We start from the raw sequence: 15,054 nt of genomic DNA on the forward strand, positions 1-15,054 counted from the left end.
AACTCGGGGGACAACTCAGTGGGGCATGGAGTGCCGGAACTCGTACTGGAATCAAACGGACGTACCTGGACGCTCGATCCGTCCAGGGCATACACCCTCGGACGTGATCCGCAGGGGGACGTCGTCTTCGACGACGCCAGGGTCTCCTGGCGTCACGCCACGGTCAGCTTCAACGGCCGCAGTTGGGTCATCGAGGACCATGGCAGCACCAACGGCACGTTCGTGCAGGGGCAGCGGATCCACCAGCTGGAACTCGGCCCGGGCTCGGCGGTCAACCTCGGCAACGCGACCGACGGCCCGCGCCTGGACTTCTCCGGTGCCGCCGCCTCCGTCGCCACGCCGCAGCCCCAGCCGCAGCAGCAGCCGTACGCCGCGCAGGGCGCGAACCCCGGCTGGGCCCAGCAGGCCCCTGGCCAGCAGGCGCCACACCAGCAGGCACCCCACCAGCAGCCCCAGGCCCCGCAGCAGCAGGCCCAGGCCGGCTGGCAGCAGCAGCCGCAGCAGCACGGGGCGCACATCCCGCAGCAGCAGGGCCCCGGCGGCGTCGCGGGGGCGCCGCCGGTCTACGGCGACCGCAGCCCGACCACGTTCCACCAGTTCTCCCTCGGCCGCGTGATGCGCATCGGCCGTGCCCTGGAGAACGAACTGGTCGTCTCCGACCTCCAGGTCTCCCGGAACCACGCCGAGTTCCACTCGACGCCCGACGGGCGCATGGAGATCCGCGACCTGGGCTCGCACAACGGCACGTACGTCAACGGCCAGCCGATCCCCAAGGGCGGCACGCAGCTGCTCGGCCCGGCCGACGTCGTCGGCGTCGGCCACTCGACGTTCCGGATCGTCGGCGACCGGCTCGAGGAGTTCGTCGACACCGGTGAGGTGTCCTTCTCCGCCCGCCACCTGACCGTCACGGTCGACGGCGGCAAGCAGATCCTCAAGGACGTCTCCTTCGGCGTCCCGGAGAAGTCGCTGATCGCGGTCATCGGCCCGTCCGGATCCGGCAAGTCCACCCTGCTCAAGGCGCTCACCGGCTACCGCCCGGCCGACCAGGGCGAGGTCCTCTACGACAACCGGGACCTCTACAAGCAGTTCGCCGAGCTGCGCCAGCGCATCGGTCTGGTCCCGCAGGACGACATCCTGCACAAGGAGCTGACCGTCAAGAAGGCCCTCAAGTACGCGGCCAAGCTCCGCTTCCCGGCCGACACCACGGCCGCCGAGCGCGACGCCCGTATCGACGAGGTGCTGCGCGAGCTGAAGCTGGACATCCACAAGGACAAGAAGGTCACGTCCCTGTCCGGCGGCCAGCGCAAGCGCGTCTCCGTGGCCCTGGAGCTGCTGACCAAGCCGTCGCTGATCTTCCTGGACGAGCCGACCTCCGGCCTCGACCCGGGCATGGACCGCGATGTCATGCAGCTGCTGCGCGGCCTGGCGGACGACGGCCGTACGGTCCTCGTCGTCACCCACTCGGTGGCCGAGCTGGCGATCTGCGACAAGCTGCTGGTGATGGCGCCGGGCGGCTCGGTCGCCTACTTCGGCCCGCCCGAGGAGGCGCTGAACTTCTTCGGCTACGACACCTGGGCCGATGTCTTCTCCGCCTTCGAGAACTACCGCGACTACGACTGGGCGGGCCGCTGGAAGGGCTCGCAGCACTACCAGATGTACGCCGCGGACATCGACGCCGTTGCGCCGCAGTCCGTACAGGTTGCGCCGATGCAGGCGATGAAGCCGCCGAAGCCGCAGGGCTGGATGTCCCAGTTCGTCACGCTCGTCCGGCGTTACGTCTCGGTGATCGCGTCCGACAAGGGCTTCCTGGCCCTGATGGTGATCCTGCCGGCCGTGCTCGGCGCGGTGAGCCTGCTCATCGACGCGGACAAGGGCCTGCTGCCCAACCCGGCCAACCCACAGACCGGCCGGATCATCCCGAACGGCACGGCCACCACGGTCCTGCTGATCCTCGCGGTCGGCGCCTGCTTCGCGGGCGCGGCGAACTCGGTCCGCGAGCTGATCAAGGAACGGGTCATCTACGAGCGGGAGCGGGCGACCGGCCTGTCGCGCTCGGCGTACCTGATGTCGAAGGTGTTCGTGCTCGGCATGATCACCGTCCTGCAGGGCCTGCTGGTCGGCGTCATCGGCTTCTCCAGCCGGGAGATCCCCGAGGAGGGCCTGGTCCTCGGCAGCGCGACCCTGGTTGAGCTCTCCATCCCGATCATGGCGCTGGGCTTCACCTCGATGATGTTCGGCCTGATCATCTCGTCGCTGGTCAAGACCGCCGAGAAGACCATGCCGCTGCTGGTGATGTTCGCCATCATCCAGGTCGTCTTCACGGGCTGCCTCTTCACGCTGCACGGCTCGATCGGCGTGAACCAGTTCTCGTTCCTGATGCCGTCGCGCTGGGCGGTCGCCGCCTCCGGGGCCACGCTGGACTTCAACAAGATCAGCCCGCCCGAGACGCCCGGCGACACCGACCCGCTGTGGGAGCACACGGTCGGGGCCTGGGCCATGGACATGGGCGCGCTCCTCGTCCTCGGCGTGATCTGCGGCTTCTTTGTGGCCCGCTTCCTGCGCCGCCACGAGCCGGAGGTCATGCGCAAGTAGTCACCGCTCCACCGCGCCCGAAGGGCGGCACCCCGTCAGGAGGGTGCCGCCCTTCGGCGTTCGTTCAGCGAAGCAGAGAGGTCCGCGCCAGCCTCAGTACGCGCTGTTGACGTTGTCCATCGAGCCGTACTTGTCAGCCGCGTAGTTGCAGGCGGCGGTGATGTTGGCGACCGGGTTGTAGATGTCCCAGGAGGTGCCGGGGACGTGCCAGTGCTTGAAGGTCGGCGGGATGACCTGCAGCAGGCCCTTCGACGGGATGCCGTTGATGGCGTTGATGTCCCAGTTGTTGATCGCCTTCGGGTTACCCGAGGACTCCCGGATGATGTTGCGCTTGATGCCGTCGTAGGAGCCCGGGATCCCGTGCTTCTTCATGACGTCGAGCGACTCGCGGATCCAGCCGTCGAGGTTGTTCGGGTAGCTCTTGACGGCGGCCTTCTTCGCCTGGGCGCGCTTGGCGTCGCGGCTCGCGGCCTCCTTGGCCTTGCGCGCGGCCTCGGCCTTCTTCTTCGCGGCCTCGGCGGCGGCCTTCTTCTTGGCGGCGGCCGCGGCGTCGGCCTTCTTCTTCGCCGCGATCTGCTCCGCCTTCAGGCTGGCACCGGCCATCTGGTCGGTGACGCTCGCCTTGACGTCCTTGATCTGCTCGGTGCTGAACGCCACCGCAGCCGGCTGAGCGGCCTCGGTCGTGGTCTTGGTCGACGCGCCGCTCGGCACCGCGGAGAAACCGATGGCGGCGGCGCCGAGGGTGGCGACACCCGCCATGGCGATCTTGTGGTGACGGGTCAGGGTGCGACTGCGGCCACGGCTGAAGATGTTCTTGGGCATGGTGGTGTGGACCTCTTCGAATAGCGCGGGAGTCGCTCGGCGTCCGGCGTTGGACTCGGTGTGTTTCCGACACGAACGCCGCGGAGGTGAACCCACGGCGCTGAGCGACGCCAGCAATTCTTAGCGGCCGCAAAATGGCGTGGCAAAGGTGTGACGTACGATGCCCGATAGTGGATCAGGGAGGGGCATATCGGGGCAGACTGGACTGTCTGCGCCGCTCAAAAGGTGGGGCTTTGTCTCCTACGCACTTTCGTACGTGACGTGGGTCCTATGCGCGGGCTCACACCGGGCGGGGCCCGGTCTCACCGCTGGTTGCACAAGCGATGCTCAGCGTGAGGGGTCTGCCACACCCGCTACGCCAGGACTGCCACACCCCGCTACGGCAGGACGAGGTGCACGTCCCCGAACTCGTGCCACAGGTAGCGGCCCCGCACCGCCGCCTCGTACCCGCGTCGGACCGCCTCCCGCCCGGCGACTGCCTCCAGCATCAGCAGATGCGAGGCCTCCGGCTCGTGCAGCCCGGTCAGCAGCCCGTCCACCCCACGCACCCCGCGCTCCGGCGTGACGACGAGATCCGTCCACCCCGCACGCGCGCGTACGCCCCCGTCGGCGCCCACCGCCGACTCCACGGCCCGCACCGCCGTCGTCCCGACCGCCACGACCCGGCCCCCACCGGCCTTCGCGGCGTTGATCAGCCGCGCCGACGCCTCGGGCACCGCGAAGCGCTCCGGATACGGCGGCTCGTGCGCCTCCGCCGACGCCACCCCCGTGTGCAGCGTGACCGGCGCGAACTGCACGCCCCGGCTCACCAGCTCCGCCACCAGCCGCCCCGTGAAGGGCCGCGCCGCACTCGGCATCTCCGCACTGCCCGCCCCGTCCGCGGACGGCAGCGCGAACACCGTCTGGTAGACGGACAACGGCTGGTCGCGCTCCGTGTACGCGTACCGGATGGGCCGCCCGTGCTCCCGTAGCAGCCCCGGCACCCCCGCCCCGGCGACCCGCGCCCACCACAGCCGCCCGCTCCGCCCGCTCAGCGGCTCCTCCAGAACCAGCCACCCACTCCCCGGCAGGCGTACCTCCGTCCCCGCGGGCCCACCCGCACGCGCGCGCGTGGTGCCCCGCCCGTCGGGCTCCCGCAGCTCCACCGCCCAGCGGCCGTCGTCCCCACGCGTGGAGAAATGCACCACCACGCGCGCGTGCCCGGTCCACCCGTCCACCGCCGCCGCCAGCGTGGCCGAGGTGTTGACCACGAGCAGATCCCCGGCCCGCAACAGCCGCGGCAGCTCCCTGAACGTGTGATGCGCCACCTCCACACCCCGGGACACCAGCATCCGCACGGCATCCCGGTCCAGCCCGGGCCCCCGCTGCTCGACCGGCACCCGGGCCGACAGTTCCTCCGGTACCCGTACGGCCGCCGTCATCGGACCCCGTCCACCAGCGCCGGGGCCCCGTACCGCCCGCTCGCCGGCCGCTCGTCCAGCAGCCGCAGGAACCCCGGCACCACAGCCGCCGGCTCCGGCCGCGGGTCGTGATCGTCCGGTACGGCCGCCGCATACAGGTCCGTGGCCATGTCCCCGGGGTCCACCGCCCAGACCCGCAGCCCCGGCTCCTCCACGGCGAGCACCGCCATCAGCTGGTCCAGGGCCGCCTTGGACGCCCCGTAACCGCCCCAGGTCTCGTACGCCTCGGCGGCCGCGTCCGAACTGACCGCCATGACGGTGCCGGCCCGCGAGGCCCGCAGCAGCGGCAGCGCCTCCCGGACCAGGCCGAGACCCGCCACCAGGTTCACCTCCAGCGCCCGCCGCAGCCCCTCCAGGGACAGCTCCTCCAGCCGCACCAGCGGCTCGGCGCCCAGCGCGCTCGCGTTGTGCACCAGCAGGTCGACGCCGCCGAGCCGCGACGCCGCCGCCACCAGCGCCGCCCGGTGTGCGGCATCCGTGACGTCCCCCGGCAGGGCGGTCACGCGCGTGCCGTGCGCGGAGACGGCCTCCGCCGCGACCCCCAGTGCCGCGGCGCCCCTGGCATCGAGCACCAGATCCCAGTCCCGCCCGGCCAGAGCCTGCGCGAGCGCCCGGCCCAGACCCTTCGAGGCTCCCGTGATGATCGCAACCGGCATGATCCGCTCCCTCGCCGTGACCGTGTGCCCTCACCGTAGGAACGGGGACACCCGGACCGCCTCGGACGCGGGCCGCAGCCCACCGGGTCCCTTCGCCCTACGCCACCGGCCCGGCGCCCCAGGGACTACGCCGCTCCGCCCGGCCGCATCGGCCCCGCGACCTAGGCCCACAGGCCCGGGCGCCCACCGCCACCGGTCCGATCCACGCTGTCACAGCCCGCCGGTACCGTGAGGTCATGAGTCACGGTCCCCGGTCCGGCCTAGCAGCGGTGAGCTCCGCGTTGCTGGCCATGAGCAGGCACCTCGAGGTGCGCGACGTCCTCAAGACGATCGTCGCCTCGGCCCGCGAGCTGCTCGACGCGCAGTACGCCGCGCTCGGCGTCCCGGACGACCACGGCGGCTTCGCCCAGTTCGTGGTCGACGGTGTCAGCGACGAGCAGTGGAAGGCCATCGGCCCGCTCCCGCGCCAGCACGGCATCCTCGCCGCGATGCTCCGCGAGGCCAGGGCCGAGCGCCTCGCCGACGTCCGCAAGGACCCCCGCTTCGAGGGCTGGCCGAGCGCCCACCCCGACCTGGTGGACTTCCTGGGCTTGCCGATCCGCGACGGCGACGAGGTCCTCGGCGCGCTGTTCCTGGCAAACAAGAACTGCCCCAAGCCGGAAGGCAGTTGCGGCTTCACCGAGGACGACGAAGAACTGCTCGGCATCCTCGCCCAGCACGCGGCGATCGCCCTCACCAACGCCCGCCTGTACGAACGCAGCCGCGAACTCACCATCGCCGAGGAACGCTCCCGCCTCGCCCACGAACTGCACGACGCGGTCAGCCAGAAGCTCTTCTCCCTGCGCCTGACCGCCCAGGCCGCCGCCCGCCTGGTGGACCGGGACCCCTCCCGCGCCAAGGGCGAACTCCAGCAGGTGGCGGCCCTCGCCGCCGAGGCGGCCGACGAACTGCGGGCCGCCGTCGTCGAGTTGCGCCCCGCCGCCCTCGACGAGGACGGCCTCGTGGCCACCCTCCGGACACAGGTCCAGGTCCTCGACCGCGCCCATTCAGCCCGCGTCACCTTCGCCGGCCGCGGTGTGAAGGCCCTGCCCGCCTCCCAGGAGGAGGCGCTCCTGCGGGTCGCCCAGGAGGCCCTGCACAACGCTCTGCGCCACTCCGGCGCCGACCACGTCGAGGTGACCCTGGACCGCCGCGGCAGCGGAGCCGTCCTGCGCGTCACGGACGACGGCGGCGGATTTGACCCGAGGGCGGTCCGCCGCGCGGGGCGCCATCTGGGCCTGGTCTCGATGCGGGACCGGGCGAGCGGGGCGGGCGGCACGCTGACCGTGGAATCGGCGCCCGGCAAGGGCACCACGATCGAGATGGAGGTCCCCGGTGGCTGACGCAATCAAGGTGCTGATCGTCGACGACCACCAGGTCGTCCGCCGGGGCCTGCGCACGTTCCTGGAGGTACAGGACGACATAGAGGTCGTCGGCGAGGCGGCGGACGGCGCCGAGGGAGTCGACCGCGCCGAGGAGCTGCGGCCCGACGTCATCCTCATGGACGTCAAGATGCCGGGCATGGACGGCGTCGACGCCCTGCGCGTACTCCGCGAGCGGGACAACCCCGCGCGCGTACTCATCGTCACCAGCTTCACCGAGCAGCGCACGGTGGTCCCGGCCCTGCGCGCGGGCGCCGCCGGCTACGTCTACAAGGACGTCGACCCCGACGCCCTCGCCGGCGCCATCCGTTCCGTCCACGCCGGGCACATCCTCCTCCAGCCGGAGGTCGCCGACGCCCTGCTGTCCCAGGAGGAGGCCAACTCGGGCCCGGGCAGGGCCGGTTCGCTCACCGACCGGGAGCGCGAGGTGCTCGGCCTGATAGCGGACGGCCGCTCCAACCGGGAGATCGCCCGCGCCCTCGTCCTCTCCGAGAAGACCGTCAAGACCCACGTCTCGAACATCCTGATGAAACTCGACCTGTCCGACCGAACGCAGGCCGCCCTGTGGGCCGTTCGCCATGGCGTGACCGGCTGACACGCTCATCCCACGGCAACACGGAGGGTTCCATTCCGAGCTGAGATTCATACTGTCGTGGGAACGTCCCTCACATGGCGCAACCTCCGTGGATCTCCGCCGTTCTCCAGTGCGTGCTGCGGCGCCTGCCGCGGCAATCGCAAGGAGGGCTCAGAAGTGAAGAACCTGAAGAAGGCCGCTGCCGTGACGATGGTGACGGGTGGCCTGCTGGCCGCGGGCGCGGGCATCGCCTCCGCCACCAGCGCGCACGCCGACGGCCAGGCCGTGGGCTCCCCGGGCGTCGCCTCGGGCAACGTCGTCCAGGCCCCGGTGCACGTCCCGGTCAACGTCTCCGGCAACAGCGTGAACGTCGTGGGCGTCCTGAACCCCGCCTTCGGCAACCTCGCCGTCAACCACTGACACCCCACCTCCGTCTCCGAGCCGGAGGTACCACCGGCCTCCCGGCAACGCCTGGGAGGCCGGTTCGGCATTTGCTGAGCCTGCGGGCAATCGTGCCGACCTAGGGCCTGTCGTTTGGATCACGCCGCAGACGCGGGGCCTGGCACGCGCATCTGCGGCGTTGTCGTCGGTCACCGACGCTCCGCGTCGACTCCCTCCTCCGCCTTGCAGCTGCACGCACCAGGCCCCCCTCACCGGCGCTGAGAAGCGCTGTCGATTTCCTGCGACCTGATCCAAACGACAGGCCCTAGCTGCGGGCAGTCGTGCCGCTGGGGCGGCACGGGTGGGCGCAGCGGCACCCCGCAACGCCGGGCTGCGCACCCACCCGGCCCCAGCACAGACGCCGAGCACGCTCACAACCGACAGTCACCGCACCCCCCGCTCCCGCTCCTCCACAACGGAGTTGTACGCCGCGACCTGCGCCCGCCGAGCCGTCCGCTCCACCGGCCGCAACGCCTCCCACCGCGCCGCCATCTCACCCGCACTCACCGCACCCCCGTGTCCACTCTCGGTCGCCACAGCGATGAGCACCCCCACCCGCTGCGCCAACTCCAGCACCCGCACGGCCCGCGCCGGATACCCGGGCGCCAGCACCTCCCGCCCCCGCTCGGCCCGCGCCCGATACGCGTCGACCGCCGCCTCCGCCATCGGCCCCGCCCCGGCCACATCCAGCCGCGTCAGCACCTCGGTCGCATCCCGGAGGGCCTCGGCGAGCTCCCGCTCCGCCTCACCCAGCGACGGCACATCCGCTGGCGGCGCCTCCCGCACGGGCAGCACATGCCACACCACCTCGTCCTGCACACCCTCGGGCCCGGCCTCGTACACGTCCGGCACCAACCCGAGGGCGGCCCCGTAACAGACCACCGCCTCCTCGGCCTCCAGCGCCCGCGCGTTGAACTCCGGCGGCCCGCTCAGCCCCAGCGGATGTCCCGGCGCAGGCAGTGCCACCCGCAGTCCGGTCACCCCGAGCGTCCGCAGCCGCCCCAGCGCGAGCGTCAGCCCGACCTGGCCCGACTCTCCCGGCAGCCCCTCCACCCGGTGCACCGCGTCCTCGCCGACGATGGCGAGCACGGCGTCATCCGGTGAGACAAGTCCGGCCAAAAGGGCATTTCCCCATGCAGCGAGACGTCCAGCGCGCGGTTCCGTGAGCATGTCCCCACCCTAGGACCCTCCAAGGACCGGACCGAGGGAATGTCCGGGCCGACCGGTGGCGTAGATTTCATGGAGGGCTGCGCCCACCGGCGCGGCGGACCGAGCCACAGGCTTACGCGACAGCCGAGACCGGCCACACTGCAAGGGGAGACAACGCGCTCATGAGCGATGTTCTGGAGCTTCAGGACGTATCCGTGGTCCGCGAGGGCCGGGCTCTGGTGGACCAGGTCTCCTGGTCGGTCAAGGAGGGCGAGCGCTGGGTCATCCTGGGCCCGAACGGCGCCGGCAAGACCACCCTCCTCAACCTCGCTTCCACCTACCTCTTCCCCAGCTCGGGCACCGCCGCCATCCTCGGCGAGACCCTCGGCAGGCCCGGCACCGACGTCTTCGAGCTGCGCCCGCGCATCGGCATGGCCGGCATCGCCATGGCCGACAAGCTCCCCAAGCGCCAGACGGTCCTGGAGACGGTACTGACCGCCGCGTACGGCATGACCGCCACCTGGCACGAGGACTACGAGGAGATCGACGAACAGCGCGCCCGCGCCTTCCTCGACCGCCTCGGCATGAGCGAGTACCTGGAGCGCAAGTTCGGCACGCTCTCCGAGGGCGAGCGCAAGCGCACCCTCATCGCCCGCGCCCTGATGACCGACCCCGAGCTGCTCCTCCTCGACGAGCCCGCCGCCGGCCTCGACCTCGGCGGCCGCGAGGACCTCGTCCGCCGCCTCGGCCGGCTGGCCCGCGACCCGATCGCCCCCTCGATGCTCATGGTCACCCACCACGTCGAGGAGATCCCCCCGGGCTTCACGCACGTCCTCATGATCCGCCAGGGCAAGGTCCTCGCCGCCGGCCCGATGGAGCTCGAACTCACCTCCCGCAACCTCTCCCTCTGCTTCGGCCTCCCCCTCGTCGTCGAACAGGCGGGCGAGCGCTGGACGGCCCAGGGCCTCCCGCTGTCCTGACCCGGCTCCTCACCCCGTAAATCCCAAAGTAAGAACGGCATTTCACACGCTGGGCGCCCTGTCGGCGACAGGGGCGTCCGACCTACGATGCCCCTGTGGACATCGACGCATGGCTGTGGTGGCTGATCGGCGCGACAGCGCTCGGCATCGCGCTCGTGGTCACCGCGATGCCGGAACTCGGCATGCTCGCGGTGGGCGCCATCGGCGCCGCGGTGGTCAACGGCCTCTTCGGCGGCGGAGCCGTCGCCCAGGTCGTCGTCTTCGCCGTCATCTCGACCGCGGGCATCGCCGTCGTACGGCCCATCGCCAACCGACATCGCGCCCAGCGGCCCCAACTCGCCACCGGCGTGGACGCGTTGAAGGGCAGACAAGCCGTCGTCCTGGAACGCGTCGACGCCTCCGGCGGCCGGATCAAGCTGGCCGGGGAAGTCTGGTCGGCCCGCGCCCTCGACACCGGCCGCGCTTACGAAGTGGGCCAGGAAGTGGACGTGGTGGACATCGAGGGAGCCACTGCGATCGTCATGTGACCTCGCAAGACGTAACTGGAGTGAACTCCTCGCCAGCTACGCGACGGTCTGACAGACTCGACCAGCAAGATCTTCGACAACCATAAGATCTGCCGAAGTCGCCGAGGCGGAGAAGGGTACGGGGAACGACGATGGAACCGGTCATCATCGTCCTGATCATTCTGGTGGTGTTGGTCTTCATCGCCCTGATCAAGACGATCCAAGTCATCCCACAGGCCAGTGCGGCCATCGTCGAGCGCTTCGGCCGCTACACGCGGACGCTGAACGCCGGCCTCAACATCGTCGTCCCGTTCATCGACACCATCCGCAACCGCATCGACCTGCGCGAACAGGTCGTCCCGTTCCCGCCGCAGCCGGTGATCACCCAGGACAACCTGGTGGTCAACATCGACACGGTCATCTACTACCAGGTCACCGACGCCCGCGCCGCGACCTACGAAGTCGCCAGCTACATCCAGGCGATCGAACAGCTCACCGTCACCACGCTGCGCAACATCATCGGCGGCATGGACCTGGAGCGGACCCTGACCTCCCGCGAGGAGATCAACGCGGCCCTGCGCGGCGTCCTCGACGAGGCCACCGGCAAGTGGGGCATCCGCGTCAACCGCGTCGAACTCAAGGCGATCGAGCCGCCCACCTCCATCCAGGACTCGATGGAGAAGCAGATGCGCGCCGACCGCGACAAGCGCGCCGCGATCCTCCAGGCCGAAGGTGTCCGGCAGTCGGAGATCCTGCGCGCCGAAGGTGAGAAGCAGTCCCAGATCCTGCGCGCCGAAGGTGAGGCCAAGGCAGCCGCCCTGCGCGCCGAGGGCGAAGCCCAGGCCGTCCGTACGGTCTTCGAGGCCATCCACGCCGGCGACCCGGACCAGAAGCTGCTCTCCTACCAGTACCTCCAGATGCTCCCCAAGATCGCCGAAGGCGACGCCAACAAGCTCTGGATCGTCCCCAGCGAGATCGGCGACGCCCTCAAGGGCCTCTCCGGCGCCATGGGCAACTTCGGCGGCCTGGGCGGCGGTTCCGGCGGCAACGGCGGCGCGTCCGGCGGCGTCGTCCCCGCCCAGGAACGCCGCGAGAAGCCGTCCATCGACTGACCTCACACCACGACTGACCCCGCACGCACGAGAAGGGGGCCCGCTTCCCAGGGAAGCGGGCCCCCTTCTCACGACGACAACCAACGACTACCGACGACAACTAGGCCGCGGGCTGGGCCAGCCACTCCGGCAGCGCGTCGAAGTCGTCCTGCCCCAGCGCCAGCAGCATCGCGTCCGCCGGAGTCGGCTCGAACGGCTGCCGCAGCAGCGGCATCCCCGCCTCCTCAGGAGTCCGGTTGGCCTTGCGGTGGTTGTCCTGAGCGCATGAGGCCACCGTGTTCAGCCAGGTGTCCTGACCGCCCTGCGAACGCGGCACCACGTGGTCGACGGTCGTCGCCCGCCTCCCGCAGTACGCGCACCGGTGCCGGTCCCGGACCAGCACACCCCGCCTCGACCACGGCGCTCGTCTTCGGAAGGGCACCCGTACGTACTGGCAGAGCCTGATCACACGGGGCGCCGGTATGTCGACCGCGGCTCCCCGCATCCGCAGTTCGGGGTGGGCCTGCTCGACGACGGCCTTGTCCTGAAGCACCAGAACGACGGCTCGGTTCAGCGTCACCGTCGACAGCGGCTCGAAGCTCGCGTTGAGTACCAGCGTGTCCCGCATACCAGCCCACCTCCCGTGTGCACCGGCCCACCCCCTGGCGGGCTGGGATCAACTCTGGCCGGGCACGCCGAGATGGACAACGCAATATCTGCTGCTCCTACGGGGGGTGACCCCCGCGACCCCCGGCAACAAAAATGCCCGCTCCTGATCAATTCCAAGACCAGGAGCGGGCAAACGTTCCGTGAACGCCGGGATCGCGGGGCGGCTGGTCAGCCCTCGGCGGGTACCTCGTACTCACCGATCAGCTGAGCCCGCGCGATCGTGTGGAACCGCAGGTTGAAGCCCACGGCGGCAGGCGAAGCGTCCGCGTCAGGACCGAGCTTCTCCTGGTCCACGGCGTACACCGTGAACACATACCGGTGCGGCCCGTCCCCGGGCGGGGGCGCGGCCCCACCGAACTCCTTGCCGCCGTAGTCGTTACGAGCGTGGACCGCGCCCTCGGGCAGACCCTCGAACTTGCCGCTGCCCGCGCCCGGCGGCAGCTCGGTCACCGACGCCGGGATGTCGAACAGCACCCAGTGCCAGAACCCGCTGCCCGTCGGGGCATCGGGGTCGTAGCAGGTCACGGCGAAGCTCTTGGTCTCGGGCGGGAAGCCCTCCCACCGCAGCTGCGGCGAGGTGTTGCCGGCCGCGTGGACCTGAGCGTCCTTGAGCGTCGCACCCTCCTGGACGTCCTCGCTCGTCACCGTGAACGACGGCACGGGCGGATGGAAGTCGTGGGGGAGCGGCCGCCGCTTGAGCTCGGTCACCTCGGTACCTCCTGATCGGTTCTTGCAGTTGTTCCCGAGCCTAGGGGGTGCCCTAGAACCAGTTGCGCTTGCTGCCGACCTCGGAGAGCCACTGGTTGAGGTACGCCACCCAGTCGGTCCCCTGGTAGTCGTTCAGACCCACCTGGAAGGACCGGAAGGTGTCGCTGCCCTCACTGAACAGCCCCGGCTTCTTGTCCATCTCGAGCACCACGTCCATCGCGTGCGCGTCGGCCACGAAGCTCAGCTCGACCTGGTTCAGCCCCCGGTACTGCTGCGGCGGGTAGAACTCGATCTCCTGGTAGAACGGCAGCTTCTGCCGCGTACCCCGGATGACCCCGCGCTCCATGTCCGCGTTCTTGAACCGGAAGCCCAGCTGGATGAAGGCGTCCAGGATCGCCTTCTGCGCCGGCAGCGGGTGCACCTTGATCGGGTCCAGGTCGCCGGAGTCCACCGCCCGCGCGATCTCCAGCTCCGTGGAGACCCCGATGTGCATCGAGCGCAGCTCCTGCCCGTCGATCGTGGTGATCGGCGTCTCCCACGGGATCTCCAGCCCGAACTGCACCGCGTGCACCGCGTTCGCCTGAAGCTCGAACGCCCCGCCCAGCCGGGACTTCGTGAACTCGATGTCCTGCTTGTACTCCTGGTCGCCGCTCTCCACCTCGACCTTGGCCTGGAGCCCGACCGACAGTCCCTCGATCTGCTGGTTCACGGACCCGCCCTGGATCCGCACCTCACCCTGGACGACACCGCCCGGGACGACGTTGACCTCATGGAGCACCGTCTCGACCGAAGCCCCGCCGGCCCCCAGGCTCGCGAGCAGCTTCTTGAACGCCATGTCTCTCCCTCTCGCCCACTACGGGTGAATCCCTGATCCCTACAAACGCGATCCGGCCGTGGCCGGTTCCACGCCCTCACCCTGGCAAGGCCGGTGCCCTGAGGCCACCCCGCCGCGCCACCCGTCTCCAGTACCCTCGGACGGCATGATCGCGACCCCCGACCGTACGCCCCTGCCCAGGGAGTTCTTCGACCGGCCCGTCCTCGATGTCGCCCCCGACCTCCTCGGCCGCATCCTGGTACGCACCACCCCGGACGGTCCGATCGCCCTCCGCCTCACAGAGGTGGAGGCCTACGACGGTGCCGACGACCCCGGCTCCCACGCCTATCGCGGCCGCACGGCCCGCAACGACGTGATGTTCGGTCCCCCCGGGCACGTCTACGTCTACTTCACCTACGGCATGTGGTTCTGCATGAACCTGGTGTGCGGCCCCGAGGGCAAGGCGAGCGCGGTCCTGCTCCGAGCCGGCGAGATCATCGAGGGCGCCGAGCTGGCCCGCACCCGTCGACTCTCGGCCCGCAACGACAAGGAACTGGCCAAAGGACCGGCCCGCCTGGCCACGGCCCTGGACGTGGACCGCTCCCTGAACGGCACGGACGCCTGCACCTCCGGTGCCACACCGCTGAAGGTCCTCACGGGCACGCCCGTACCCCGTGACCAGGTGCGCAACGGCCCGCGGACCGGAGTCGCGGGCGACGGGGGCAACGGCGACATCCATCCCTGGCGCTTCTGGATCGCCAACGATCCGACGGTGAGCCCCTATCGGGCCCACGTCCCGAGGCGTCGCCGAAGTTGACGCGTCCCCGCAGGATGCGTAATGTAGCCCGAGCCGCTTGACCCGGGTACGGCATTCGCCAGCAGCCGGAAGCGGCCAACCCACTACCTAGCGACTCCCCTCAGCAGGGGCGAATTCGGCGTGCCCGCATGCCTGAATTCGGCGCCGACGGACTCGATTATGAGTTGGCCGGGGAATCGGTTAGCGTAGTGAATGTCGAAAGGCCGACGAGCGAAAGCCAAGGCCGCCCGGCAAAACCCGCCGACAGGGAATCGGATCGAGAAAAAGATCTGATAGAGTCGGAAACGCAAGACCGAAGGGAAGCGCCCGGAGGAAAGCCCGAGAGGGTGAGTACAAAGGAAGCGACCGTTCCTT

Annotated in this window: 16 protein-coding genes; 9 read left to right on the forward strand and 7 right to left on the reverse strand. The window is 70.3% G+C overall.

Translation table 11 applies throughout. From position 1 onward, the window contains the following. The first annotated feature begins 30 nt into the window (after positions 1 to 30). Positions 31 to 2,592 carry an ABC transporter ATP-binding protein/permease gene (locus ACZ3I3_RS28915; protein ID WP_467369882.1) on the forward strand — a complete coding sequence of 854 codons (2,562 nt, stop codon included), beginning with the start codon at positions 31 to 33 and terminating at the stop codon, positions 2,590 to 2,592. Between the two features lie 93 nt (positions 2,593 to 2,685). Here ACZ3I3_RS28915 and ACZ3I3_RS28920 read toward each other — a convergent pair whose 3' ends face one another. From ACZ3I3_RS28920 to ACZ3I3_RS28930, 3 genes are all read right to left on the reverse strand, one after another. Continuing rightward, positions 2,686 to 3,414 (reverse strand): transglycosylase SLT domain-containing protein, encoded by a 729-nt coding sequence (locus tag ACZ3I3_RS28920; protein ID WP_467369884.1) that lies wholly within the window; start codon positions 3,412 to 3,414, stop codon positions 2,686 to 2,688. 377 nt (positions 3,415 to 3,791) lie between these two features. Beyond that, positions 3,792 to 4,835: an S-adenosylmethionine:tRNA ribosyltransferase-isomerase gene (locus ACZ3I3_RS28925; RefSeq protein WP_467369886.1), complete on the reverse strand. Its 1,044-nt coding sequence runs from the start codon at positions 4,833 to 4,835 to the stop codon at positions 3,792 to 3,794. Then, the gene (locus ACZ3I3_RS28930; protein ID WP_467369888.1) at positions 4,832 to 5,530 is read right to left on the reverse strand and encodes an SDR family NAD(P)-dependent oxidoreductase; all 699 of its coding nucleotides are present in this window, start codon (positions 5,528 to 5,530) and stop codon (positions 4,832 to 4,834) included. Before ACZ3I3_RS28930 ends, ACZ3I3_RS28925 begins: the two co-directional genes overlap by 4 nt. Before the next feature lie 236 nt (positions 5,531 to 5,766). Here ACZ3I3_RS28930 and ACZ3I3_RS28935 point away from each other — a divergent pair, with 236 nt between their 5' ends. The 3 genes from ACZ3I3_RS28935 to ACZ3I3_RS28945 all read left to right on the forward strand — a co-directional run bounded on the left by ACZ3I3_RS28935 (position 5,767) and on the right by ACZ3I3_RS28945 (position 7,945). Then, positions 5,767 to 6,912 (forward strand): GAF domain-containing sensor histidine kinase, encoded by a 1,146-nt coding sequence (locus tag ACZ3I3_RS28935; protein WP_467369889.1) that lies wholly within the window; start codon positions 5,767 to 5,769, stop codon positions 6,910 to 6,912. Beyond that, entirely contained in the window at positions 6,905 to 7,546 is a 642-nt protein-coding gene (locus tag ACZ3I3_RS28940; RefSeq protein WP_467369891.1) for a response regulator, read from the forward strand. The genes ACZ3I3_RS28935 and ACZ3I3_RS28940 overlap by 8 nt, the downstream gene beginning before the upstream one ends. Positions 7,547 to 7,702: 156 nt before the next feature. Beyond that, entirely contained in the window at positions 7,703 to 7,945 is a 243-nt protein-coding gene (locus tag ACZ3I3_RS28945; protein ID WP_467369893.1) for a chaplin, read from the forward strand. A gap of 405 nt (positions 7,946 to 8,350) precedes the next feature. On the opposite strand, the gene ACZ3I3_RS28950 is transcribed toward ACZ3I3_RS28945, so the two are convergent. Beyond that, positions 8,351 to 9,136 carry a hypothetical protein gene (locus ACZ3I3_RS28950; protein ID WP_467369895.1) on the reverse strand — a complete coding sequence of 262 codons (786 nt, stop codon included), beginning with the start codon at positions 9,134 to 9,136 and terminating at the stop codon, positions 8,351 to 8,353. A gap of 161 nt (positions 9,137 to 9,297) precedes the next feature. Here ACZ3I3_RS28950 and ACZ3I3_RS28955 point away from each other — a divergent pair, with 161 nt between their 5' ends. From ACZ3I3_RS28955 to ACZ3I3_RS28965, 3 genes are all read left to right on the forward strand, one after another. Further along, the gene (locus ACZ3I3_RS28955) at positions 9,298 to 10,095 is read left to right on the forward strand and encodes an ABC transporter ATP-binding protein (protein ID WP_020272309.1); all 798 of its coding nucleotides are present in this window, start codon (positions 9,298 to 9,300) and stop codon (positions 10,093 to 10,095) included. Positions 10,096 to 10,190: 95 nt separating this feature from the next. After that, positions 10,191 to 10,622: an NfeD family protein gene (locus tag ACZ3I3_RS28960; protein ID WP_356923311.1), complete on the forward strand. Its 432-nt coding sequence runs from the start codon at positions 10,191 to 10,193 to the stop codon at positions 10,620 to 10,622. A gap of 131 nt (positions 10,623 to 10,753) precedes the next feature. After that, entirely contained in the window at positions 10,754 to 11,713 is a 960-nt protein-coding gene (locus tag ACZ3I3_RS28965; protein WP_355844187.1) for an SPFH domain-containing protein, read from the forward strand. A 100-nt stretch (positions 11,714 to 11,813) separates the two neighbouring features. Here the strand turns inward: ACZ3I3_RS28965 and ACZ3I3_RS28970 are convergent, their stop codons facing one another. The 3 genes from ACZ3I3_RS28970 to ACZ3I3_RS28980 form a co-directional block, all read right to left on the reverse strand. After that, positions 11,814 to 12,320: an HNH endonuclease gene (locus tag ACZ3I3_RS28970; RefSeq protein ID WP_010037688.1), complete on the reverse strand. Its 507-nt coding sequence runs from the start codon at positions 12,318 to 12,320 to the stop codon at positions 11,814 to 11,816. A 209-nt stretch (positions 12,321 to 12,529) separates the two neighbouring features. Continuing rightward, the gene (locus ACZ3I3_RS28975; RefSeq protein WP_467369898.1) at positions 12,530 to 13,069 is read right to left on the reverse strand and encodes a YbhB/YbcL family Raf kinase inhibitor-like protein; all 540 of its coding nucleotides are present in this window, start codon (positions 13,067 to 13,069) and stop codon (positions 12,530 to 12,532) included. 52 nt (positions 13,070 to 13,121) lie between these two features. After that, positions 13,122 to 13,904 carry a sporulation protein gene (locus ACZ3I3_RS28980; RefSeq protein WP_467369900.1) on the reverse strand — a complete coding sequence of 261 codons (783 nt, stop codon included), beginning with the start codon at positions 13,902 to 13,904 and terminating at the stop codon, positions 13,122 to 13,124. Positions 13,905 to 14,049: 145 nt separating this feature from the next. Between ACZ3I3_RS28980 and ACZ3I3_RS28985 the strand changes: the two genes are divergently transcribed. Then, a complete protein-coding gene (locus ACZ3I3_RS28985; RefSeq protein ID WP_467369901.1) occupies positions 14,050 to 14,700 on the forward strand; it encodes a DNA-3-methyladenine glycosylase in 651 nt (216 codons plus the stop codon). 128 nt (positions 14,701 to 14,828) lie between these two features. Beyond that, the coding region (locus ACZ3I3_RS28990; RefSeq protein ID WP_467369903.1) for a hypothetical protein at positions 14,829 to 15,054 on the forward strand (226 nt) is incomplete at its 3' end.

This window comes from Streptomyces sp. NPDC016851 (assembly GCF_055562795.1).